The sequence below is a fragment of the Rhizobium sp. BK008 genome (assembly GCF_014197345.1).
GTDB classification, from domain to species: domain Bacteria; phylum Pseudomonadota; class Alphaproteobacteria; order Rhizobiales; family Rhizobiaceae; genus Rhizobium; species Rhizobium anhuiense.
This window is the reverse complement of sequence record NZ_JACIFK010000001.1, coordinates 592,923-616,835: the sequence shown is the minus strand read 5'-3', so window position 1 is coordinate 616,835 and position 23,913 is coordinate 592,923. Positions and strand designations below refer to the sequence as shown.

The 23,913-nt window shown below is 61.8% G+C and carries 21 protein-coding genes and 1 other RNA gene; 8 read left to right on the top strand and 14 right to left on the bottom strand.

Annotation, left to right across the window (positions count from 1 at the left end):
- Nucleotides 1-3: 3 nt before the first annotated feature.
- From FHT69_RS02885 to FHT69_RS02830, 12 genes are all read right to left on the bottom strand, one after another.
- Nucleotides 4-1,437: a UDP-N-acetylmuramoylalanyl-D-glutamyl-2,6-diaminopimelate--D-alanyl-D-alanine ligase gene (locus tag FHT69_RS02885; protein WP_063474587.1), complete on the bottom strand. Its 1,434-nt coding sequence runs from the start codon at nt 1,435-1,437 to the stop codon at nt 4-6.
- A complete protein-coding gene (locus FHT69_RS02880) occupies nt 1,434-2,954 on the bottom strand; it encodes a UDP-N-acetylmuramoyl-L-alanyl-D-glutamate--2,6-diaminopimelate ligase (protein WP_183904879.1) in 1,521 nt (506 codons plus the stop codon). Before FHT69_RS02880 ends, FHT69_RS02885 begins: the two co-directional genes overlap by 4 nt.
- 6 nt (nt 2,955-2,960) lie before the next feature.
- Nucleotides 2,961-4,721, bottom strand: a complete 1,761-nt coding sequence (locus FHT69_RS02875; RefSeq protein WP_047610954.1) for a peptidoglycan D,D-transpeptidase FtsI family protein — start codon at nt 4,719-4,721, stop codon at nt 2,961-2,963.
- Complete coding sequence (locus tag FHT69_RS02870) at nt 4,721-5,239, bottom strand: hypothetical protein (RefSeq protein WP_063474585.1); 519 nt, start codon at nt 5,237-5,239, stop codon at nt 4,721-4,723. Before FHT69_RS02870 ends, FHT69_RS02875 begins: the two co-directional genes overlap by 1 nt.
- A 1-nt stretch (nt 5,240) precedes the next feature.
- Nucleotides 5,241-6,266, bottom strand: a complete 1,026-nt coding sequence (gene rsmH, locus FHT69_RS02865) for a 16S rRNA (cytosine(1402)-N(4))-methyltransferase RsmH (RefSeq protein ID WP_097542144.1) — start codon at nt 6,264-6,266, stop codon at nt 5,241-5,243.
- 17 nt (nt 6,267-6,283) lie between these two features.
- Nucleotides 6,284-6,721 (bottom strand): division/cell wall cluster transcriptional repressor MraZ, encoded by a 438-nt coding sequence (gene mraZ / locus FHT69_RS02860; RefSeq protein ID WP_024320776.1) that lies wholly within the window; start codon nt 6,719-6,721, stop codon nt 6,284-6,286.
- 427 nt (nt 6,722-7,148) lie between these two features.
- An RNA gene (gene rnpB / locus FHT69_RS02855) (RNase P RNA component class A) lies at nt 7,149-7,546 on the bottom strand.
- Nucleotides 7,547-7,599: 53 nt separating this feature from the next.
- Complete coding sequence (locus tag FHT69_RS02850; RefSeq protein ID WP_097542143.1) at nt 7,600-8,775, bottom strand: NAD(P)/FAD-dependent oxidoreductase; 1,176 nt, start codon at nt 8,773-8,775, stop codon at nt 7,600-7,602.
- 9 nt (nt 8,776-8,784) lie between these two features.
- Entirely contained in the window at nt 8,785-9,972 is a 1,188-nt protein-coding gene (locus FHT69_RS02845; protein WP_029868444.1) for an NAD(P)/FAD-dependent oxidoreductase, read from the bottom strand.
- Nucleotides 9,973-10,071: 99 nt separating this feature from the next.
- The gene (locus FHT69_RS02840) at nt 10,072-10,599 is read right to left on the bottom strand and encodes a lytic transglycosylase domain-containing protein (RefSeq protein WP_029868443.1); all 528 of its coding nucleotides are present in this window, start codon (nt 10,597-10,599) and stop codon (nt 10,072-10,074) included.
- A gap of 263 nt (nt 10,600-10,862) precedes the next feature.
- Entirely contained in the window at nt 10,863-11,624 is a 762-nt protein-coding gene (locus FHT69_RS02835; RefSeq protein WP_029867954.1) for an N-acetylmuramoyl-L-alanine amidase, read from the bottom strand.
- On the bottom strand, nt 11,621-12,328 hold the full coding sequence (locus tag FHT69_RS02830; protein ID WP_029867953.1) for a J domain-containing protein: 708 nt from the start codon (nt 12,326-12,328) through the stop codon (nt 11,621-11,623). The genes FHT69_RS02835 and FHT69_RS02830 overlap by 4 nt, the downstream gene beginning before the upstream one ends.
- Before the next feature lie 409 nt (nt 12,329-12,737).
- Here FHT69_RS02830 and FHT69_RS02825 point away from each other — a divergent pair, with 409 nt between their 5' ends.
- From FHT69_RS02825 to FHT69_RS02815, 3 genes are all read left to right on the top strand, one after another.
- Nucleotides 12,738-13,949, top strand: a complete 1,212-nt coding sequence (locus FHT69_RS02825) for a pyrophosphate--fructose-6-phosphate 1-phosphotransferase (protein ID WP_029867950.1) — start codon at nt 12,738-12,740, stop codon at nt 13,947-13,949.
- Nucleotides 13,950-14,006: 57 nt separating this feature from the next.
- Nucleotides 14,007-14,642, top strand: a complete 636-nt coding sequence (locus tag FHT69_RS02820; protein WP_029867949.1) for a LysE family translocator — start codon at nt 14,007-14,009, stop codon at nt 14,640-14,642.
- A gap of 115 nt (nt 14,643-14,757) precedes the next feature.
- Complete coding sequence (locus FHT69_RS02815) at nt 14,758-15,699, top strand: lytic transglycosylase domain-containing protein (protein WP_063474582.1); 942 nt, start codon at nt 14,758-14,760, stop codon at nt 15,697-15,699.
- Nucleotides 15,700-15,730: 31 nt separating this feature from the next.
- On the opposite strand, the gene FHT69_RS02810 is transcribed toward FHT69_RS02815, so the two are convergent.
- Nucleotides 15,731-17,155, bottom strand: a complete 1,425-nt coding sequence (locus tag FHT69_RS02810; protein WP_132572600.1) for a serine hydrolase domain-containing protein — start codon at nt 17,153-17,155, stop codon at nt 15,731-15,733.
- A 218-nt stretch (nt 17,156-17,373) separates the two neighbouring features.
- Here FHT69_RS02810 and FHT69_RS02805 point away from each other — a divergent pair, with 218 nt between their 5' ends.
- From FHT69_RS02805 to FHT69_RS02785, 5 genes are all read left to right on the top strand, one after another.
- Entirely contained in the window at nt 17,374-18,618 is a 1,245-nt protein-coding gene (locus FHT69_RS02805) for a DUF3419 family protein (protein ID WP_132572603.1), read from the top strand.
- Entirely contained in the window at nt 18,615-19,286 is a 672-nt protein-coding gene (locus FHT69_RS02800) for a class I SAM-dependent methyltransferase (protein WP_183844630.1), read from the top strand. Before FHT69_RS02805 ends, FHT69_RS02800 begins: the two co-directional genes overlap by 4 nt.
- Before the next feature lie 129 nt (nt 19,287-19,415).
- Nucleotides 19,416-20,213: a GH25 family lysozyme gene (locus FHT69_RS02795; RefSeq protein WP_047610975.1), complete on the top strand. Its 798-nt coding sequence runs from the start codon at nt 19,416-19,418 to the stop codon at nt 20,211-20,213.
- Between the two features lie 81 nt (nt 20,214-20,294).
- Complete coding sequence (locus FHT69_RS02790) at nt 20,295-21,512, top strand: lytic murein transglycosylase (RefSeq protein WP_183844629.1); 1,218 nt, start codon at nt 20,295-20,297, stop codon at nt 21,510-21,512.
- Nucleotides 21,513-21,642: 130 nt separating this feature from the next.
- Nucleotides 21,643-22,548 (top strand): DMT family transporter, encoded by a 906-nt coding sequence (locus FHT69_RS02785; protein ID WP_183844628.1) that lies wholly within the window; start codon nt 21,643-21,645, stop codon nt 22,546-22,548.
- A gap of 462 nt (nt 22,549-23,010) precedes the next feature.
- Here FHT69_RS02785 and metF read toward each other — a convergent pair whose 3' ends face one another.
- Entirely contained in the window at nt 23,011-23,913 is a 903-nt protein-coding gene (gene metF, locus FHT69_RS02780) for a methylenetetrahydrofolate reductase [NAD(P)H] (RefSeq protein ID WP_028756318.1), read from the bottom strand.

The following is a 23,913-nucleotide window of genomic DNA, read 5'->3' as shown; positions in this document are numbered from 1 at the left end:
CGATCAAAGTTCGCGTTGCGTGTCGGCAAATGACGGGAACTTGTCAAGGAGCGCGGCGACGATCTTGCCGAAACCGATGCCCAGAGACGATTTCACCATCAACACGTCGCCTGGCGCGACCGAGTTCAATACATAATCCGTCAATTCGCTCGTGTTCTCGCGATATTCGACATGGACGCTCTCCGGCAGCGATTCCTTGAGCGCAGCCATCTCGGCTCCAGCGAGCCAGACATATTCGATGCCGGCAGCAAGCAGCGGCACGGCGAGGTCGGTATGGACCTTCTGCGCATAGTCGCCCATCTCCAGCATGTCGCCGAGCACGGCGATACGGCGTCCGCGGCCGGTCGGCTCGGAGGCAGCCAAGAGTGCGATCGCCGCACGCATCGAGGCCGGATTGGCATTGTAGCTCTCGTCGATCAGCGTGAAGCTGCCGCCGCCGATCGAAAGCCGGTGGCGCTTGCCCCTGCCCTTTTCCGGCTTCAGCGTCGCAAGCGCTTCGATCGCCTTCTCCATGTCGGCGCCGACGATCCTGACGACCCCGAGGGCTGCCAGCGCATTCTCGGCGATATGGCGGCCGGGCGCGCCGATCGCGACCTCCAGCGTCTCGCCGCCGATCGTCAGCCACAGCGTCGAATTCTCGTCGGAGCCATTGAACTCTGCGAGCCGGAATTCGGCCTTGGCATGCTGGCCAAAGGAATGGATATGCTCGATGCCGAGCGACTGCGCCGTGCGGTCGAGGAAATTGAACTGGTCGTTGTCGCGGTTGAGCACAACATGGCCGCCGGGTTCAAGTCCCTCAAAGATCTCGGCCTTGGCGGCGGCGATTTCCTTGATGTTCTTGAAATTGCCGAGATGCGCCGGCGCGATCGTCGTGATGATGGCGACATCGGGACGGATCATCGCCACCAGCGGCCGGATCTCGCCGGGATGGTTCATTCCGACTTCGAAGACGCCGTAATCCGTATCCGCAGGCATGCGCGCCAGCGTCAGCGGCACGCCCCAATGATTGTTGAAGGAGGCGACGGAAGCATGCACCTTGCCGGAAGGCGACAGCACATGCCGCAGCATTTCCTTGGTGGTCGTCTTGCCCACAGATCCCGTCACCGCGATGATCCGGGCCTTCGAGCGCTCGCGCGAGGCAAGGCCGAGACGGCCGAGTGCCGCAAGCACATCTTCCACGACGATCATCGGCACCGTCAGCCGACCCATGGCCGGAAGCCTCGCCTCGCTGACGACAAGAAGGGAGGCACCGTTCGCCATCGCCATCGACGCGTAATCGTGACCGTCGACACGATCACCCTTGATCGCGAAGAAAGCCTCTCCTGGAGTAATCGAGCGGCTGTCGATGGAAATGCCGGTGATGCCTTCGGGCAGAGTGCCGAAGGGGCGCCCCGCCATCGCTGCGATCATGTCTTCGGTCGTCCAGAGCCAGCTCAAGATTTCAGTTCCTCCAAGGCCTTGCGCACCTCCGCATGATCGGAAAACGGCAAGGTGACGCCGCCGATCGTCTGCCCCTCCTCATGCCCTTTGCCGGCGACGATCAGCGTATCGCCGGATCTCAGCATGCCCACAGCCTCGCGGATCGCCGTGGCGCGATCGGCGATTTCCGAGGCGCAGCCTGCTGCCGCCATGATCTCCGCCCGGATCGAAGCCGGTTCCTCCGAACGCGGATTATCGTCGGTGACGATGACGACGTCGGCAAGCCGGCAGGCGATTTCGCCCATGATCGGCCGCTTGCCGCGGTCACGGTCGCCGCCGCAGCCGAAGACGACGACGACGCGGCCGGTGGTGAAGGGTCGCACCGAGCCCAGCACGTTTTCCAGAGCATCCGGCTTGTGGGCATAGTCGACATAGGCGAGAGCGCCATCTTTCGTATGGCCGACGAGTTCGAGACGGCCGGAGGCGCCGACGAGCTTCTCCAGCGCCGCCATCGCAACCTTCGCGGCCACCCCAGTCGACATGGCAAGCCCTGCCGCAACAAGCGCGTTGGCGACCTGGAAATCGCCGGCCAGCGGAATGTCCACCTCGAAGATCTCGCTGCCGATATGGATCTCGGCCGTCTGCTTGTAGCGGAAGTGCTCGACGCGCTTCAAGGAAAGATAATTGCCCTTTCGCCCGACGGTACGAACGTCGTGACCGGCATCGGTCGCCGACTTGATCGCCTGCGCCGACCACGGATCGTCGGCGAAGATCACCGCCGGCGACCCCTTCGGCAGCAGCGTATCGAAAAGCCGCATCTTGGCGGCCATATAGGCTTCGACGGTCGGATGATAATCCATGTGGTCGCGGCCGAGATTGGTGAAGGCGGCGGCGGCAAGCTTGACGCCGTCGAGACGGCACTGGTCGAGGCCGTGGCTGGAAGCTTCCATCGCGGCATGCGTCACGCCTTCTTCGGCGAGTTCCGCCAGCAGCTCGTGCAACGACACCGGATCGGGCGTCGTCAGCGAGCCATATTCGTTGCGCGTCGGCGAGACGACCCCCGTCGTACCGATCATCGCGGCCGCATGGCCCGCATGCGCCCAGATCTGCCTGACGAAGGAGGCAACGGAAGTCTTGCCCGCCGTGCCGGTGACGGCGACCATGGTATCGGGCTGCCTGCCGTGGAAACGCGAGGCGGCGATGGAAAGGAAGCGGCGCGGTTCCTTGACCGCAAGCACCGGGATGGAAGCATCGATAGCTTGAGAGGCGATCGCGACAACAGCGCCGCGGCCGGCGGCATCCGCGATGAAACCCACGCCGTCCGCCTTGGTGCCGGCGACTGCGACGAAGGCATTGCCCGGCGTCACCTTGCGGCTATCCGAAGACAGGCCTGAGATATCAATCAAGCCTGCCGGGCCTTCGAGCTGTGCTTCAAGTTCCGGAAACTGATCTCCGGCCAGGTCTCGCAATTTCATCGAATGCACTTTTCTCTCTTGAAGCCGGTTCACCCCTCGCGAATCGGCGTCGATATTCATTCACACTCAATAAGACACCAGCAAGGCCGAACCGCCCTCCCCGAATTTCGGCTCGATGCCGAGAATGGGGGCTGCGCGGCTGATGATCTCACGAGCGATCGGGCCGGCAGTACCGGCAGAGATCGTTCCGCCATATTGCTTCTCACCGGTCTTCGGCTCGTCGCAGAAGGTGATCACGGCGTATCTGGGATCATTGATCGGGAATGCGGCAATGAAGGAATTGAAATTCAGCGTCGCCGAATAACGCCCGTTCACCACCTTGTCGGCGGTACCGGTCTTGCTGCCGACGGCAAAGCCCGGCACGCGGGCGACACGTCCGGATCCCTTGTATCCGTTGAAGTCGAGGAGATAGCGGATGTTGTCGCTGGTCGACTTCTTGATCACCTGCGTGGCGATCTGATCGGCCTGTTCGCGCGTGCGCGGCAGGAACGTCGGCTCGATCAGCTTGCCGCCATTGACGAGGGCGGCGGCGGCGACCCCTGTCTGCAGGGCTGTCGTCGAGACGCCGTGGCCAAAGGAAATCGTGATCGAATTGATCTTCTTCCAGACACGCGGCTGGCTCGGCATCTTCACTTCGGGCAACTCGGTTTGCATCTTCGTCAACAGGCCGAACTTGGTCAGGTAGTCCTTCTGCGCGTCGATGCCGACGATGTCGATGACGCGCGCCGTGCCGATATTCGAAGAATACTGGAAAATCTCGGGAACGGTCAGCCAGCGGCGCTGCCCGTGAAAATCATGGATGGTGAAACCGCCGATATAGATCGATTTGCTGGCGTCGAAACTGTCGGTCATCTTGACCTTGCCGGTGTCGAGCGCCATAGCCAACGAAAAGGTCTTGAACGTCGAGCCCATTTCGAAGGTGCCGTTGGTCATCCGGTTGAGCCAACCTTCCTTGGCGCCTTCCTGCGGATCGTTCGGATCGAAATCCGGCGCCGACGCCATCGCCAGCACTTCTCCCGTATGCACGTCGATGACTGCGGCTCCCGCCCCCTTGGACTGGAAGTTGTTGACGGCGTTGACGACCGCGTCGCGGACGATGTTCTGCACGCGCAGGTCGATCGAAAGCCGCACCGGCTCGAGCGGCTGGTCGCTGGTCATGCCGACCGAGGCGAGATCGGCAAGCCCCTGGTCGTCGATATATTTCTCCATGCCGGCGACGCCGCGGTTGTCGATGTTGACGTAGCCGAGGATATGCGCGGCGGTCGAGCCGCCCGGATAGAAACGGCGCTTCTCCGGCCGGAAGCCGATGCCGGGAATGCCGAGCGCCAGGATCTGGCTCTGCTGCTTCGGCGTCAGCTGCCGGCGCAGCCAGGCAAAATGCGAGGTCTTGACCGAGAGCTTCTTATAGGTGTCCCTGACGTCAAGTTCGGGCAGCACCGTTGCAAGCTTCTCGACCGCCTCATCGGCATCGACGATCTTGTTGGGCTCGGCAAACAGCGAGACGGTGCGGATGTCGGTCGCCAGCACCTCGCCGTTGCGGTCGAGAATATCGGGGCGCGAGGCCATCAGCCGGTCGGGCGGCAGGATGCTGGACACGACCTCCTGATCCTTCATCGCATATTCGACGAGACGTCCGCCGATAATGACGTAGACACCCATGAAGCCCAGGATCAGCAGGCCGACGCGGCTTTTCGCCTGTCCTGATTTCTTCTTGCGCGACCCCTCGATCGCCAGGCCGGCGGGCGAAGGACCGCCGAACCGGTTATAGACGCCGGCGGAGAAATGCGCCTGGCTCTTCAAAACCATGATGCGGGAAAGAAACGACATTATTCCACCGACCCCGTTTCGATCTCGTCTGCGCCTGCGTCGTCCTCCGCCCCGCCATCAGGCGCCACTGCGCCGTGCGGCTCCGCCGCGCCACGCGGCGCAGGCTGGGGAATGGGCTGTATCTTGGAGGTACCAGTCGCGCCTTTGGCGCTGGCCACGGTCGCGCCCTTGGCGCCCGCTCCGGCCGCGCCGTTGGCTTTGGCCTCCGTCACGTCGGGCACGGGAACCTCGGATTTCAGCATCGGCAATTCCTTGGCATGCACCAGCGCCGTCGACGCCGTCGGCTGCAGCTGCAATTCGTCATTATAGGCCTTGACCAGCCGCTCCAGCCGGTTCGGCTGCGATTGCAGCGCCCAGTCGGCCTTGAGGAGGTCGATCGTATCCTTCTCGAGTTTGATCTCGGCTTCGAGGCGATGAACCTCCTCGAGCTTCAATTCGGCGCGATGTTTGATCGTGTAGGTCACGGCCGCGGTGGCCGTCATGACGCCGATGAGCACGAGATCAAAGGTTTTCAGCATATCAACCACCAAGCTTTCCGAGGCTGGCAAGATTGGGAAACCCGAAGAGCGACATATCCGCGGCTTCGGGTTCGGCGTCCGTCCTCAGGCCGGCGCGCAGCTTGGCGGAGCGGGCGCGCGGATTGATCTCCGCCTCCGCCTCGCTTGCCGAAACCATCGGCTTGCCGATGGCCGCAAATGTTGCCGCCCGTTCATGCGCGACCGGCAGATGCCGCGAACCCGACGCCTTGCCGGCGCGGTCGGAGAAGAATTTCTTGACGATGCGGTCTTCGAGCGAATGAAAGGTGACGACGACGAGCCGTCCGCCGGGTTTCAGCGCCGTCTCCGCCGCAAACAGCGCTTGCGCCAGCTCGCCAAGCTCGTCGTTGACGAAGATGCGCAGCGCCTGGAAGACGCGCGTTGCCGGATGGATCTTGTCCTTCATCTTGCGCGGCGTGACGAATTCGATGAGACCGGCGAGATCGCGTGTCGTCTCGAACGGCTTTTCGGCGCGGCGCTTCTCGATCGCATGGGCGATGCGCGGCGCCTGGCTTTCCTCGCCGAGAAAATGGAAGATGCGGATGAGATCGGCGACCTTGGCGCGGTTGACGACATCGGCGGCCGAAACGCCTGTCGCCGACATGCGCATGTCGAGCGGTCCGTTTTTCTGGAAGGAGAAGCCGCGTTCCGCCTCGTCGATCTGCATGGAGGAGACGCCGATATCGAGCACGACGCCGTCGAGCCCGCCTCGCGGCGCATGATCGGCAAGATGCGAGAACTGCGAATGAATAAGCTTGAGACGGCCGCCATGGGCCGCGACCATTGCTTGACCAGCCGCAATCGCCGTGGGGTCGCGGTCGAGCGCGATCACCTCGGCGCCGGCCGCCAGGATGGCCGAGCTGTAACCGCCCGCACCGAATGTACCGTCGAGGATGAGTTTGCCGGAAGCCGGCGCCAGCGCCGCAAGGACTTCTTCGAGAAGAACGGGAATGTGACGAACCGATCCGCCACCGGCATCAGTTGAACCTCCGCCAGGATTCGCCACCATTCCGCTTCCTCGTTCTTTCAGGAACGCTTGCCCGCCAGCTTGCGTTCCCCTCGTGCCTGCGCCTGCGCAGCCACAAAAGCCTGCGGCTGCCACAGCTGAAAATGATCCGCCCGACCGACGAAAGTCACTTCGTCCGAGATGCCGGTAAAGCCGCGAATGAAATCCGTGACCATCAGCCGCCCCTCGGCGTCGAGCTTCATGAAGACCCCGCCTCCATGAATGAGAAGCGACATCTCGTTCGCATCCGGCGAAAACGGATCCTCCGCAGCAATCTGCCGTTCGAATCTCTCGAGAAGATCCGGACCGCCGACGCTGATCGCCGGAAACACAAAATCCTGAAAGCAATAGAGCTCCTGGACATTGCGCTGCGCCAGCACGGAACGGAACGCCGACGGCACGGAAACCCGGCCCTTGGCATCGATCCTGTTGGTCGCGTTCGATAGGAAGCGGCTCATTACACGAAACATCCGTTCCCGCAGGGATCCGGACAAAAAGACGCCCGAAACTCCCAATATCAGACACAGCTTCGCAAGCCGGATGAGCAAAAACCCGTCCGACGCTTCCGGAGAGGAAGACGCCTTTGCTTTGCGATGAATGGGCAAATGATTGCCCTGGTGCAGTGCGCATTTGGGATAGCATGGGACCATATGGGCGTCAATGGGATGCGCCCGTTTTGCAATAGACGCATGATCAAAAATTTATAAGCCGTTAAGTTTAACAAAGGGTTAGGATCACCCTCCCGCAGGAGGCGCGCAACCACACTTTCGCAAAAAGAATTTCCACTCGCGGGGTTGCATGAGCATCCGCTTGAAATCATTCGATTTCAGAGGCTTATATGGAAGTGATGTCTGAAATCGTGGGTTTTCCGCGCCACAAAAGTTAATCGCCAGTTGGCCTGTAAGCCGGGTTCTGTATGGCTCCGGCGTGAACCGGAACGTGGCAGCCATTCCTCTGGGACAGCGCTCGCACGCTGCCTCGCGCAACCCACCCGGATGACTGGCCTGGAAACCGGCCGGAAGGCCTTTCGGCCCGCCGCGTCATCCCTATTCGGTCTTGCTCCCGGTGGGGTTTACCGTGCCATTTCCGTTGCCGGAGATGCGGTGGGCTCTTACCCCACCCTTTCACCCTTACCTGTCATGACAGGCGGTTTGCTTTCTGTGGCACTTTCCCTGAGGTCGCCCTCGCCGGACGTTATCCGGCACCGTGTTTCCGTGGAGCCCGGACTTTCCTCACCCTACCGCCTTTCGGCATTGGTAAAGCGCGGCTGCCCGGCCAACTGGCAGGGGTCCCATAAACGAGAGAGATGGCAATTGCTATCGAAATCAAAAATTATTTATCGAAATTGCGGTGTGAAATCCGTGGAGTAGCCTTGTTCGCTGATTCTGCCCGACAAAAGCAGCTCAGCCCCAAGCCGGCCGATTTCGTCGGAGCTCTTGGCCGACGTGCCGGCGCAGCCCGTCAACACCGCGATCTCAGGCGACGAGGTGTAGCCGATCATCGGATAGCCGCTTTCCGTCTGCGACACGACGCAGGCCGCCGTCGATATCGAAAGCGGCGCCAGATCAGGCACCAGACCGGCAACGATGCGTTGAAGATGCGCGCGCACGCTGTCGCGCCCTTCCGTCTTGAACCAGGCACGCATTTCCGTATCGTCGCTGAGTGTCACATCGTCAGGGTCGCCACCGATCTTCAGGTAATATTTGCCGTCGGGATAAAGGATCGGCGGCAGCAGGTAGATATGGATGTCGGGCGTATCGACAATGAGCGACGGCATGGCGGCTAGGCGCGCCGCCTCCGTCTCGCTCACCTCGAACAGCGTCACGGTCCGGGCATAAACCGTCATGGCAACCGGCCGCGACAACAGATTCTCGGCAATGGAAAATCCGCCCGCCGCCAGCAGCACCTTTTCAGCACGATAGGTCAGGCCGCCTGATGTCTTGACGACGGCAAAGCCGCCCTCGCTGCGGATCGAGACGACGTGGTCGCGAATGATGGTGGCGCCCGCCTTTTCCGCCAGCAGCGACTGCGCCTTCACCAGCTTGCGCGGGCTGATATGGCCGGCCCCTCTCACCTCGAAGACACCGGCGCCATCATCAGGAAAGGCGAAGAAGGGAAAGGCAGCCTTCAGGCCCGCTCCATCGAGAAGGCGGGTCTCGACGCCGAGCGAGACGGCCGCCTGCCGGGTTCTCTCGAGATAATCGCTTGCCCTCGGCGCGACGACAACACAGCCTGCCTCGCGATAAAAGTCGACGCCACTGTCGCGGGCGATCTCGCCATAACGGCCGATCGAGCGGTTGGCGAGCAGCGCCCAATTGCGGTCGGGATCGATGGTGCGGGTGATGCGCCCCTCGTCGTAGTGGCTGGCGAAGACGCCCTGATGCGCCTTGCGATCACCAGGCTCGTCCGGGCCGATCACCGCGACGCCGTCCGCCTGCCGCGCCAGATGCCGCGCCGCCGCCGCCCCCATCAGCCCGCGGCCGACGACGATATATTTGAAATCGACTGCCATAATGTCCTCCTAGGCGAAAACGGGCGTCAGTTCGCGGCCGAAATCCTCATCCCCGAGCTGCCCTTCCGCCAGCAGCACCGCTCCGAGGCGCCCGAGTTCGTCGGAGGATTTGGCTGCAACGAAATTGCCGCCGGTCAGCACCGCAATACGCGGCGACTGCGTATATCCTACATAGGGATAACCGGTCGGCGTGAAATTCGCCGCGCAGGGCGCCGAGGTCACGCGGCAGCCGGCAAGCTCCGGCATCAACTGCAAGGCGACACGCGAGAGATGATCGCGCTCAGCGGCGCTGCCGTCGGAACGGAACCACGCGCCGGCATCCTCCAACCGCTCGAAAGAAAGCGCCTCGGTGTCGCCGCCGAGTTTCAGATAGGTTTTGCCATCGGGATAACGCACCGGCGGCAGGATATAGATGTGATCCTCTTCCCGGTCACCGAGCACGATCGTCGACGGCATGTCCGCGAAAACAGCCATCTCGCGTTCACCGATCTCGTAGAAGGCCACCGTGCGCGCCATGACCCTGGTATCGACCGGACGCGGCAGCAGGGCATGGAAATTGCTGAAACCGCCGGCGGCCACCAGCACGCGCTCGGCGCTGTAGCATCTGCCGCCGGCTGTCACCTCGACATGGGAACCGGCATCACGCACGGATGTCGCGATTGCCTCGATCAGCGAGACGCCGCCCTGCTCGGCAAGCGTAACCTGCGCCCGCACCAGCGCCCGTGGGTTGATGTAGCCGGCGCGTCTGCGCTCGAAATATCCTGTGAAATCAGGATCGATGGCAAGATAGGGAAAACGTTGGCGAAGTTCCGACGGCGCGATGGTCTCGATATCGCTGCCGAGCGTCCGGCTGACGGACAGCGCCCGGTTGATATAGTCCTGCTCATCCGTCGGGGTCGGGCCGGCAAAAAGGCAGCCGACCTCAGAATAGAAGGAAATGCCGCTCTTTGCCTCGATCTCGCGGTAGCGGTCGAGCGCGCGGGCGGCGAAGCTTCCCCAGGCCAGATTGCCATCGAAGGTGCGGGTGATGCGGGCTTCGTCGTAATGGCTGGCGAAGACGCCATGATGGGCCTTGCGCTCTTCCGGCTCGCGCGGGCCGATCAGCGCGATGCCGTCGGCCATTGAGGAGAGATGCCGTGCGGCGGCGGCACCCATCATGCCGCGTCCGATGATGATGAAGCTGAAATCGACTGCCATGTCCCACCTTGTTTTCAAGGCGGAATATCACGGCAAGTGCGCTCCATCATACGGCAAAATTGCCGCAAGGCAATTTTGCCGGGACGCGCCGAGCTATGCTCAGTCGAGCATCGCCAGGACCTTGCCGCAATAGGTCTTCGACACCGGGTTCATGCGCGTGGCGGCATGGCCGGCATTGTATTTCAGGATCGTGTTGCAGGTCTGCCCGCCGCCGAGCTGATGGGCGGCCGCCAGATATTTCATGCCGTATTTGATGTTGGTCTCGGGATCGAACAGGCCCTTCCTCGTGCCGGAATATCCCATCATCCGCGCCGTCGCCGGCTTGATCTGCATCAGGCCGACTTCGCCGGCACTGCCGCGGGCATTCGGATTGAAATTGCTCTCGACGCGTACGACAGCCTGGGCGAGTGCGACGGGCACGTCGTATTCGGCGGCATATTTATTGATCAGCGCGGCATAGGGAATGCTGGCGGAAAAGTCGGGCATGGCATAGCCACTCTGGCGGTCGACGGTCTTCAGCGGGATGGTTTGCGCCCTGACGCCCCAATCATCATTCGCCGAGGCAAAGTTATACCCCGCCAGCAGCATGCCGAAGCACGCCGCAGCGCCAACAATCAACTTCTTCATATAGTCTCTTCACTCCGACCCAAAGAATTGCAGGACTGCGCGCCTCGCCGTCATTCGGTCACACGCGAGCAAGGACTGATCGCGTTCCGTAGCAATTCTTATCGTTTCATTTGGCGCTCATGGTTACACTTGAAAACAGCCGTGAGCGCTGTTCAGCGGGCGTCCTTAGACCATCGCAATGAGGAGATAATAGGGAAATGATGTGGCGAGGCGGTTTTCTCGCCGGCCGCGAGGAATCCGCTCCTGATATCAGGCTGTTCCGATCAGGAATAACGCGGCAGCGTCGATAGCAGCCGGTGCAGCGTGTCGATCGTCGAGAAATCGGCGATGCCATCCACCCTTTCGGGCCGGAAATGGCGCTGGAAAGCCTCCACGTCGCCCGCCATTTTTTCGGAAAATTCGCCTGTAATTTCAGTGCCGTAACCATAGAGCGACAGCATCGACTGCAGCGCTTCGACAGGCTGGCCGGCATCGCCGCATTGGAAGAACCGCCCACCGGTGATCTTTGCCGGCTCGACCCAGTGCCCGACACCCGCCCGGTGGAGCTCGGCCCAGGGGAATTTCTCGCCCGGATCGACCTTGCGGATCGGGGCGACATCGGAATGCCCAAGCACCCGTTCCGGCGCGATCGACCAACGTTTGACACAGTCGCGACACAATTCAATCACCGCGGCGATCTGCTCTTTTGGATAATCCGGGAGCCCGCCGGGATGGCCGGCATTGGCGATCTCGATGCCGATCGACAGCGAATTGATATCCGTCTCGCCGTGCCAGCTGCTTTTTCCCGCGTGCCAGGCACGCCGTATTTCCGGCACGAGCTGCACCACCTCGCCGTTCTCATGCACGAAATAATGGCTGGAAACCTGGCTCTCGGCGCGACAGAGCCAGTCGAGCGCACCATCTGCCGTCGGCATGCCGGTATAATGCAGCAGGATCATATCCGGACGGCGCCCGTCTGCCCGCTCGCCGTGGTTCGGCGAAGGCTGCACGCGGGCGCTCCTGCAATCGGCCTCGAAAGAGGTCATGCGGCGCGGCGTTCCTTCTCGATCGCCGCATAGGCCGCATTCAGCGCCGCCATGCGTTCATTGGCGATGACATGGAATTCCTTCGGCACGCCGCGCGAGATCAGCCTGTCGGGATGATGTTCGCTGACGAGGCCACGGTAACGGCGGCGGATGGTCGGGAAATCATCCGAAGGCGAGACGCCGAGCACCTTATAGGGATCGCCGCCGGACGAGACGTGGCGGGCGGCGATCTGCTCGAAGCGGGTTTCGCTCATCTGGAAGATCTCGCCGATATGGTGCAGGAAATTCAGTTCCTTCTCGTGGATCAGCCCATCGGCTTTGGCGATGTGGAAGAGGCCGTCGAGCACGTCTTCCAGCACCGGGCAATTGGCCGCACAGGTAACGCAGAGCGTGGAGAGCCGTTCGGCATAGGCTTCGTAGCCGGCGACATCCTGGCGAGCGAGGTTGTAAAGCCTGGCGACGTTCTTGGCCTGATCCTCAGGGAATTCGAAGATTTCGCGGAAGGCTTCGACCTCCTTCTCGCTGACGATGCCGTCGGCCTTGGCCATCTTGGCCGACAGCGCGATGATCGCCACGGAGAAAGCCACCTTACGCCGGGTCTCGGGATCGCCTTCGAAAACCGTACGGATAGCCTCGACCACCGCAGACAACGCATTGCCCGCGGTATTGCCAATGGCATTCAACAGTTTTTCCCAGAAGGACATCGAAAATCTCACAGACTTGTCAACTTATAGCAAACAGCTTGACCAAAGAATCGCAGCCTTTGCAAGGCGACTATTGGTCGTAGGGCCGAACACAGTTTTCACGATTTGGTAATTGTCGCACCGCAGCAAACGATTCACGGCGCCCGCTTTCATCTCGTATGGCAACGGCTGACGATCGCCGGCGCATCGCCCGTGCAGGTGAATCCGGAGTGCGCGACGGAAATTTCCACAACAGTTCCCGACACGCAGATCGGGCTTGAAACGATTATATCATTACTTCCTGCCATCTTCGCGGCCCAACTCGGCATAAAGGCGCATTTTTCGTAAATTCTTTACTTTACAGGCCCCTTTCCCTGCCGCATCCATGCGTTAGCTAACGCCACCGCACCGAAACGCCATAGGAGGGATCATGGCCAAGCAGAAAGTCGCAATGCTGACCGCCGGAGGCCTGGCACCCTGTCTTTCTTCCGCCGTCGGCGGTCTCATCGAACGCTATAGCGACGTCGCGCCCGATCTCGATATCGTCGCCTACAAGTCCGGATACCAGGGCGTGCTCACCGGCGACAGCATCGCGATCACCCGCGAGATGCGCGAAAAGGCGCCGCTGCTGCACCGTTACGGCGGCTCGCCGATCGGCAACAGCCGCGTCAAGCTCACCAATGCCGCCGACTGCGTCAAGCGCGGCCTGGTCAAGGAAGGCGAGAACCCGCTGCGGGTCGCCGCCGAACGCCTCGCCAATGACGGCATCACCATTCTCCACACGATCGGCGGCGACGACACCAACACCACAGCCGCCGACCTTGCCGCCTACCTCGCCGCCAACGGCTACAATCTCACCGTCGTCGGCCTGCCGAAGACGGTCGACAACGACGTCGTCCCGATCCGCCAGTCGCTCGGCGCCTGGACGGCCGCCGAAGTCGGCGCGCATTTCTTCGACAATGTCAGCAACGAGCAGACGGCCGCACCCCGCACCCTCGTCATCCACGAAGTCATGGGCCGCCATTGCGGCTGGCTGACGGCCGCCACCGCCCGCGCCTATCTCCAGCGCACCAGCCGCAACCAGTATGTCGACGGCCTGATGATGGATGCGCATCTGAAGAGCATCGACGCCGTCTACCTGCCTGAGATGGCCTTCGACCTCGACGCCGAGGCCGCCCGCCTGAAGGAAAGCATGGACCGCAACGGCCACGCCACGGTCTTCGTCTCGGAAGGCGCCTGCCTCGACGCCATCGTCGCCGAGCGGGAAGCCGCCGGCGAAACCGTCAAGCGTGACGCCTTCGGCCATGTGAAGATCGACACGATCAATGTCGGCGCCTGGTTCCAGAAGCAGTTCGCCAACCTCCTGAATGCCGAACGTTCCCTTGTGCAGAAATCAGGCTATTTCGCCCGCTCGGCGCCGGCCAACGGCGACGACCTCAGGCTGATCCAGAGCATGGTCGATCTCGCCGTCGAAAGCGCGCTCAATAAAGTCTCCGGCGTCACCGGCCATGACGAAGCGCAGAACGGTAAGTTGCGCACTATAGAATTCCCGCGCATCAAGGGCGGCAAGGCTTTTGACCTGTCGACGGCATGGTTTGCCGAAGTCATGGACAATATAGGTCAGAAATACAAAGAAGCGTGATTGACGGATGGTTAATATGATGTCTTTGCTTGTTCCTGAGGAATAGGAGGAGACACCATGTCATTTGAAGCCTGGCTCGCTTTTGCGGCGGCATCGGCCATCATGCTGGCCATACCGGGGCCGACGATACTGCTCGTCGTTTCCTATGCGCTCGGTCATGGGCGCAGGACGGCGTTTGCGACGGTGAGCGGCGTGGCGCTTGGTGACTTCACCGCGATGACGGCTTCCCTCTTCGGTCTCGGTGCCGTTCTGGCCGCCTCCGCCACCCTCTTCACCGTGTTGAAGTGGATCGGCGGCGCCTACCTGATCTATCTGGGAGTCAAGCTCTGGCGGGCTCCCATCATCGGCGAACCGGTTGCCGACAACGACAATCTGCCGGAGGAAAAGTCGCTCAAGATCTTCCTCCACGCCTATGTCGTCACCGCCCTCAATCCGAAGAGCATCATCTTCTTCGTCGCCTTCGTGCCGCAGTTCCTCAATCCGGCCCTGCCCTTCGTCGGCCAGATGGCGATCATGGAAGCGACCTTCCTCGTGCTGGCGATCCTCAACGCCTCCACCTACGCGTTTCTCGCCCATACCGCGCGCGGACTGATTCGCAAGGCGAGCATCCAGCGCGCCGTAAACCGAACGGGAGGCACCCTGCTGATCGCTGCAGGCGCCGTAACCGCCGGGTATCGCCGTATTGCAGCATAGAAATATTGCGTGGTTGCCGGAATGCCACGAATAGGTTAATGGGGTCACCAGGGCTTAAGGTTTTTGGTAACTTTTATACGCAGCCGGGGCGGCGCGATTTCACGAAAGTGGCGGAATGGTAGCGATCGGATTATCCGGCCTGAAACGCAGTCTTGTCGTTTCCACGATACTCTGCGGTGTGATGACGGGATGCACGAGCGTCGAATACACATCGCAGGCCGAACTGACTGCCGCCCAGACCGTGGTGCCGATGCCGAAACCCGGCGAAGATGAAACACTCGCCGCGATCCCGACAGCCGAAGGTGCTGCCGGTCAGGCGGTTGCCGGCGCCACCATTCCCCAGCCATCCCCCTCCCTGACTGCGACGGCGATGCCAACCGTAACAGCCTCTCAGTCTACCGACCTCGCCATGCAGGCAGGCATACAGCCTGCAGCCTATGCGCAGATCCCGCTGACGCCCGAGATGACGGCAATCCAGTCCGTCGTGCCGACGCCGCGTCCGGGAACGCCGGCACAGCCGACGACGCAGCTTGCCTTTGCCGCGACACCGCAGAACAGCGCGCTTGCAGCACTTGCCGCCGTCGACACCACGCCGCGTGCCAGCATGGACTACGGTTTCGACGAATCCGGGCCGATCGATCCGCCGACGGCACCCCCGATGTTCAGCGACGACGACAAAGACGACGCGCCGACAGTGGAGAAGAGCTTCGTCACCAAGCTCATCCAGAAATACTCGAAGATCTACGAAATTCCCGAGACGCTGCTCCACCGCATCGTCCATCGCGAGAGCCGCTACAATCCGAAGGCCTACAACAAGCGCGGCTATTTCGGCCTGATGCAGATCAAATACAACACCGCCAAATCAATGGGTTATGACGGCGCCCCGGGCGGGCTCTTCGATGCCGAAACCAACATCAAATATGCCGCCAAATATCTGCGTGGCGCCTGGCTCGTCTCCGACAGCAAGGAAGACGATGCCGTCCGCCTCTATGCGCGCGGCTATTATTACGACGCCAAGCGCAAGGGCATGACCGACATCGCCCAGGGTAATTACTGACATCGAGCATTGCTGAGACGGCGATCGCAGCCTATGGCTGCGGCTGCGCCTGTTGCTGCGACCCAGCCTGCTGTTGTGGCTCCCCCGCTTGCGGCAAGGCCGCCAGGATCTTCTTGAGAAGCACCTGCGGCTGATAGCCGAGCCAGCTCGGCGTCAGGCCGAGCCGGACGACGACCAGATTGGCGGAGGGCACGATCGCCATGCTCTGCCCGTCATGCCCCGTCAACCAAAACGTATCCTCCGGCAGTCCGAACGCCGCGCTTGAGCCGCCAGGAGCGAGCCAGGCCTGGCCCTGCGTATAACGTCCGTTCGAAGCCACCGTCGGAGTGCGCATGGCGCCGACGAACCCTTCCGGCAACAGTCGCCGGTCATTCCACACGCCGTCTTGCAGCAGGAACTGCCCGAAGCGCGCCCAGTCATGCGCCGTCGCATAGAGATAGGAGCTGCCGGCAAACGTGCCGCGCGCATCGAGTTCGAATACCGCACTCGTCATGCCGAGCGGCGAAAACAGCGCGTCGTGCGGATAGGAAAAGCCCGCCTGTGGATTGCCGACCCTGTCCATCCAGATGCGCGACAACAGCACGGCCGTGCCGCTCGAATAGCGGAAGCGCTGGCCGGGCGGCGCCTCCATCGGTGCATTGGCCGGCAGCGACACCATGTCTGGATCGAGATAGAGCATGCGCGTCACATCGGCGACATCGCCATAATCCTCGTTGAAGGCAAGGCCGCTCTCCATGCCGAGCAGGTCGGACACCTTGATCTTGGCGCGCGCATCCTTCTGCCACTGCGCCAGCAGTTCGTCGTCGTCGAAGGAGATTTTGCCGTCGAGCATCAGCCGGCCGAGAATCGCAGCGTTCACCGTCTTCGTCATCGACCAGCCGATCAGCGGAGTCTTCGCCGAGAAACCGGGGCCATAGGCTTCAGCGACGACGCGGCCATTGTGCACCACCACGATCGCCCGCATTGCCGGGCCGGCAATTCCGGGATCGGCAAGCAGTGCGGCAATCTTCCCGTCCGCCGGATTGCCGGTGCCCTCGCCCTCCGGCCACAAGGCGTCGCTCGTCTCCATTTTAACAGGCGCATCGAAGGGCACGGCCTTCGCCGCCGCCTCGAAATCGCCGTCCGGCACGCTCGTACAGCCGAAGGCGCCGCGATAGAGCGCATAACTTGGCGCAAACAGCCCCATGAAGCGCGCCGTCACCCGTTCCTTGTCGTGGTCAACGCTGACGCGTATCAGCCGCAGCAGCGGATTTCCGGGCGCCTGAACGTCGTCATGGAGCACATCCTCGGCGCCGCGACCGGCGATGAAGACGTTGGAGCAGACGATCTTGGCGGCGTAACCGTCACCGACACGCAGCAGTTCCGGCGGCTGAATAAAAAGCCAGCCGGCGGCGACGAAGACGACGAGAACGACAAGGAGAGCAAGCGCCTTCAGGATACGCAGGACAAATCGCATGGCATTCCTCCATGCCGGGAGAGAAGCAGGAATCGCAGGCGCCGAAAAGGGGCCAAAGCCAAGAAGGCCTGTCGTCCCGATCACTTTCCCAGGAGAGCCATCCCGGTCGGTCTTCCGAGCCGGTCGAAGTCTCCGAAGAACGGCGCCCCACAGCCCACGTCATCAAACTGTAGCAGAGGCGCGCTACACGCCCTGAACGCTAAAAAGGTGACAGACTCATGTCAGAATTTGCACCGGATGCCGGCTTCCGCAAGAACCGGAAACTCAAGGACGCCCTTCTCCGCCACAAGGCTTTTTCGAAGGACGGCTTTTCCGAACGTCTCTTCGGTCTTCTCTTCTCCGGCCTCGTCTACCCGCAGATCTGGGAGGATCCGGATCTTGACATGCAGGCGATGGAGCTGAAGCCCAACCATCGCATCGTCACCATCGGCTCCGGCGGCTGCAACATGCTCGCCTATCTCTCCAAGGCGCCGGCCTCGATCGACGTCGTCGACCTCAACCCGCACCATATCGCTCTGAACCGCCTGAAGCTTGCGGCCTTCAAACATCTTCCCGGCCACGCCGATCTCGTCCGCTTCCTGGCCATGCCGAACGAGAAGTCGAACAGCCGCGCCTATGACCAGCATCTCGCTGCCCGCCTCGATGAGGCGACCCGCAGCTACTGGAACGGCCGCAAATTCGGCCGTCGCCGCGTCACCGTCTTCGACCGCAACATCTACGAAACCGGCCTGCTCGGCCGCTTCATCGGCGCGGCCCATCTTCTTGCCCGCCTGCACGGCGTCAAGCTGCGCGAGATGACCAAGACCCGCTCGATCCGCGAGCAGCGCCAGTTCTTCGACGAGCAGATCGCGCCGCTGTTCGAAAAGCCGGTCGTGCGCTGGATTACCGGCCGCAAGAGCTCGCTCTTCGGCCTCGGCATTCCGCCGCAGCAATATGACGAACTCGCAAGCCTTGCCGCCGATCATTCGATCGCGCCGGTGCTGAAGCACCGCCTGGAAAAGCTCGCCTGTCATTTCCCGATGAGCGACAACTATTTCGCCTGGCAGGCCTTCGGCCGCCGCTACGGCACCGAAGAGGAAGGCCCGCTGCCGACCTATCTGAAGTCGGAACACTATCAGGTGATCCGCGCCAATGTCGACCGCGTCAACGTCCACCACGCCAGCTTCACCGAGTTGCTCGCCCGCGAGCCGGCCGCCTCGCGCGACCGCTATATCCTGCTCGACGCACAGGACTGGATGACGGACGAGCAGTTGAACGACGTCTGGCGGGAAATCACTCGCACGGCGCGCGAAGGCGCCCGCGTGATTTTCCGCACCGCCGCTGAAAAGAGCATCATCGAAGGCCGCCTGGCGCCGGTGATCCGCGACCAGTGGGATTATTTCGAGGAGAAGTCGCGTGAGCTGACGGCGCTCGATCGCTCGGCAATCTATGGCGGCTTCCACATTTACGGGAAGAAGGCGTGAGCAAGGTCGGCACTGAGACGGCAGGAAAGAGCGACGAACATGCCAGCCTGATGGATGGCATGTACCGCTATCAGCGCCATATCTACGACCTCACCCGCAAATATTACCTTCTCGGCCGCGACAGCACGATCCGCAAGCTCGACGTGCCGGAGGGCGGCACGCTGCTCGAAGTCGGCTGCGGCACCGGACGCAACATGGCCTTCGCCCATCGGCATTTCCCGACCGCCAAGCTGTTCGGCCTCGACATTTCTCAGGAAATGCTGATTTCGGCCCGCAAGACCTTCGCCACCAAGGCGACGATCCCGGACTTCCGCGTCGCCGACGCCACGGCGTTCACGCCGCGCGAATTCGGTGTCAGCGGCTTCGACCGCATCCTGATTTCCTATGCCCTGTCGATGATCCCCGACTGGGAACGCGCCGTCGATGCAGCAATCGCCGCACTCAATCCCGGCGGCCAGCTGCACATCGTCGATTTCGGCCAGCAGGAAGGCCTGCCGGGCTGGTTCCGGCGCATGCTGCAGGCCTGGCTTGCGAAATTCCACGTCACTCCACGGCCCGATTTGCGCGAGGTCCTGGAAGCGCAAGCCCATGAAAACAGCGCGAGATTGCTGTTCGATACCGTTGGCGGCGGTTATGCCTGGCGGGCGGCCATTATCAGCAAGCGCTGATAATTCGCTTGAAACTAACCGATTTTTTACGTTGATATGGTGAAAAGAGGGTTATTCCTCTGCCGACTCGTCTTTTTCGAAGGTCAGGCTGTGGGGCAAAGAGATCATTCGAGTTACGACGGGACGCCCATGCGCCGGCTTTTGTTTTGCGTTTTGCCCCTGGCTATCATGCTGGCCGGCTGCACCTCTTCCGGTTACGACTATCTCGAAACGGCGTCGATCAAGCCGAAGACGCGTTTCAAGGACACCGATCCGCAGGATTTCGGCCCGAAGCATCCGCAGCAGAACCAGATCCACGGCATCGACATCTCCAAATGGCAGGGCGATATCGATTGGGGCACGGTCAAGAATTCCGGCGTCGCCTTCGCCTTCATCAAGGCGACCGAAGGCAAGGACAGGGTCGATCCGCGCTTCGACGAATATTGGCGCGAAGCCCGCGCCGCCGGCATCCCGCACGCTCCCTATCATTTCTATTATTTCTGCTCTTCGGCCGATCAGCAGGCAGACTGGTTCATCCGCAACGTGCCGAAGGAGGCCATGCGCCTGCCGCCGGTGCTCGACGTCGAATGGAACGCCGAATCGAAGACCTGCCGCTACCGTCCCGATCCGGAAACCGTACGCGCCGAAATGCAGCGTTTCATGGACCGGCTGGAGGCCTATTACGGCAAGCGCCCGATCATCTACACCTCGGTCGATTTCCACCGCGACAATCTCGCCGGCTACTTCCAGGATTATCATTTCTGGGTCCGTTCGGTGGCAAAACACCCTGAGGTGACCTATACCGACCGCCGCTGGGCCTTCTGGCAATATACCTCCACCGGCGTTATCCCCGGCATCAGCGGTCCCACAGATATCAATGTCTTTGCCGGCAGCGCAAAGAACTGGAACAACTGGGTCGCGGCCGTTTCCAAGGATAGAAATTCTTAGTAACGTCCTGCGATGTTTCTTGCTTCCGTCACATTCATCTGTGAAAGCGACGGCAATCTTTTTGATATAAGGACCGTATCCATGCACCGCTCGCTCGCAAGCCGCTCTGCACTCGCCCTTCTGTTTGTCCTCGCCCTCGCAGGCGGCGCGGCCGCCCAGCAGGCCACGGACGCAGCCCCGGCAGCGCCCTGCGGCGGCGATCTCTCCGCCTTCCTCGAAGGTGTCAAGAAAGATGCGGTCGCAGCCGGCGCCAGCGCGGCGGCCGCCGACGAGGCTTTTGCCGGCGCCGAGATCGACCCCAAGGTGCTGAGCCGGGATCGCGCCCAGGGCGTCTTCAAGCAGACCTTCCTCGAATTCTCCCAGCGCACCGTCAGCCAGGGCCGCCTCGACATCGGCCGCCAGAAGATGAAGCAATATGCCGACGTCTTTGCCCGCGCCGAGCAGGAATTCGGCGTTCCCCCGGGCGTCATCACCGCTTTCTGGGCGATGGAGACCGATTTCGGCGCCGTCCAAGGCGATTTCAACACCCGCAACGCCCTGGTGACGCTGGCGCATGACTGCCGCCGCCCGGAACTCTTTCGCCCGCAGCTGATCGCCCTGGTCGAGATGGTTCAACACGGCGACCTCGACCCCGCCACCAATACCGGCGCTTGGGCCGGCGAGATCGGCCAGGTGCAGATGCTGCCGCGCGACATCATCGCCTATGGCATGGACGGCGATGGTGATGGCCATATCCGCCTGAAGCAGAGCAGCCCGGACGCCATTCTGACGGCGGCCAAATTCATCCAGCATCTCGGCTTCGAGCGCGGCCAGCCCTGGCTGCAGGAAGTGACCCTGCCCGATAACCTGCCCTGGGAGAAATCCGGCCTCGGCGGCACGATGAAAGCGGGAGAATGGTTTGCGCTCGGCGTCAAGCCGCGTGACGGCAATACCGCCTTCGGCAACCTCGAAGGCGACCTCGTCCTGCCGCAGGGCCGCATGGGGCCGGCCTTCATCGCCTATCCGAATTTCAAAATCTATCTCGAATGGAACAAGTCGTTTATCTACACGACGTCTGCCGCCTATTTCGGCACGCGTCTTTCCGGCGCCGAGCCCTATCTCAAGGGCGTGCCGGAACAGGGGCTCGCCAGCGACCAGATGAAGGCGCTGCAGACCAAGCTGCAGTCGCTCGGCCATGATGTCGGCGAGATCGACGGCATCCTCGGCTCCGGCACGCGTGTCGCGATCCAGAAGGAACAGCAGCGCCTCGGCATGCCGGCCGACGGCTGGGCGACGCCTGCCCTTCTCAACGCCCTCTGATCCCCGCTGACACCTTGCCGCCCGTTTCGCAAGAAACGGGTGGCGCGATCCGCCTGCTGCGCTAAAGCTTCACGCCGAAAACCGGTGCCGGTTTTCGGCGAAACGAACGGCTTGCGGTGGAGGAACCGGCGTGGACAGCAGAATGAATGCCTGGACCTGGGGCCTGCTGGTCCTGCTCGGCCTGATCTGGGGCGCCTCCTTCTTCTTTGCCCGCATTGCCGTCCAGCACGTGCCGCCCCTGACCCTCGTCTTCCTCAGGCTGCTGCTGGCAGCGCTGGCGCTGCATGTCTATGTCGCCGGCCGTTTCGACCTCTATGCGATCCTGAAGGCCCGATGGCGCGAGTTCCTGATCCTCGGGCTCATCAACAATGCTCTGCCGCACGCGCTGATCTTCTTCGGCCAGACCCGCATCGGCGCCGGCCTTGCGGCGATCCTGAATGCGACGACGCCGATCTGGACCGTGCTCATCGCCAACCACTTCACCTCGGACGAGAAACTGTCCCCGGCAAAGATCGTCGGCTGCCTCGTCGGCCTCCTCGGCACGATCGTGCTGATCGGCCCCGGCATCTCGGCTGGTGGCGAAGCGCCGCTCTGGGCGCTGATGCTTCCCGTGCTTGCCGCCATCTCCTATGGCTTCGCCGCCACCTATGGCAAACGCTTCAGGGATGTTCCAGCCCCTGTCACCGCAGCCGGCCAGTTGACCGCGTCCTCGCTGATTGCACTGCCGCTGTCGCTGCTCACCGATCGCCCCTGGGCGCTGGCCGCACCGCCGCTTGAAGCGCTGCTTGCCATCCTGGCGCTGGCGCTGTTGTCGACCGCCTTCGGCTATATCCTCTATTTCCGGATCATGGCGGCGGCCGGCGCCACCAACGCCTCGCTTGTCACCCTGTTGGTGCCGCCGAGCGCCATCTTGCTCGGCGTGCTTTTCCTTGGCGAAAGGCTTGCACTTGGCGAATTTGCCGGTATGGCGCTGATCGGTTTCGGCCTCGTCATTCTCGACGGCCGCGCCTATCGCCTGCTGCTGAGAACCGCCTGAACCGGTTGCGAATTCCGCATGTTTTCAACCGGTTGCCGGTCCGCCATGTTTTGGGCGCATAAGTAAATCCGAAATCGCCTGATTTAACGGCATGTTAAAATCTGTGAACAAAAATTCATCGAAAATTATCGATTTATTTCAGAGGCTTACCGAAACTGCACTCGACTTATCCACTGATCCCTTCTGCAGCGCAGCATAAAATCCGCTTTCCAACCGACATATTTCAGACATATTATTGGCCGGTTAACGCGAGGAGACAGACATGGGACTCACGCAATCCTTGAATGTTCTGTTGGTCAGTGCAGCGTTTGCTTTCGTTTTGTCCATGCTCTTCATCTGAGCCGGCCGACGAAAGCGTAACGACTGATAGTGCCTAAACTCCCCAGTAGCTGATCAATCCGCCAACGAAAAAGCGCATGTCCCGCCCGACATGCGCTTTTACTTTTGAACATCCCGAAAGGATCAGGCGGCTGCGCCCGCACTTTTTGTTTCCCGGCGCGACACGCCGAGATTGTCGAGCACGGCGGAAACCAGCGGCGCACGGTTCATCGTATAGAGATGGAAATCATGGATGCCACGCCGGACGAGATCCTCGATCTGCTCGGCAGCGACATCGGCTGCCACCTTCGCCCGCTCCTCGGGCTTGTCGTCAAAGCCGGCGAAGCGCTCGTCGAGAAAGGCGGGGATGATCGTGCCGCAGGCCCCAGCAAAACGCTTCAACTGCGTCAGGTTCTGGATCGGCATGATGCCGGGCACAACAGGGATCGAGATGCCGGCGCCGCGCACCCGCTCCAGGTAACGCTCGAAATTGTCGTTGTCGAAGAAGAACTGCGTCAGCGCCCGGTTGGCGCCATTGTCGGCCTTGCGCTTCAGCATGTCGATATCGGCGGCCGTATCGCGGCTTTCCGGGTGTTTTTCCGGATAGGCGGAGACCGAAATCTCGAAATCGCCGATTTCCCTGAGGCCGGCCACCAGCTCCGCCGCATTGGCGTAACCGCCGGGATGCGGCTGGTAGGGCGCGCCGGCGCCGCCGGGCGCATCGCCACGCAGCGCCACGAAATGCGTCACGCCGACTTTGCGGAAGGTGTCGACCACCTGATGCGTCTCCTCCTTCGTCGCGCCGACGCAGGTGAGATGAGAGGCGGTGGCAAACGGCGTCTGCGACAGGAAACGCGTGACGGTCGACAGCGTCGGCGCCTTGGTGGTGCCGCCGGCGCCATAGGTCACCGACACGAAATCCGCGTCCCAATCCTGCAACTGGCTGACAGTATGCCAGAGCTGCCCTTCCATCTCTTCCGATTTCGGCGGGAAGAATTCGAACGAGATCCTGATGTTGCGGCCGCGTGCTTCGTTTTTCAAAGCCAT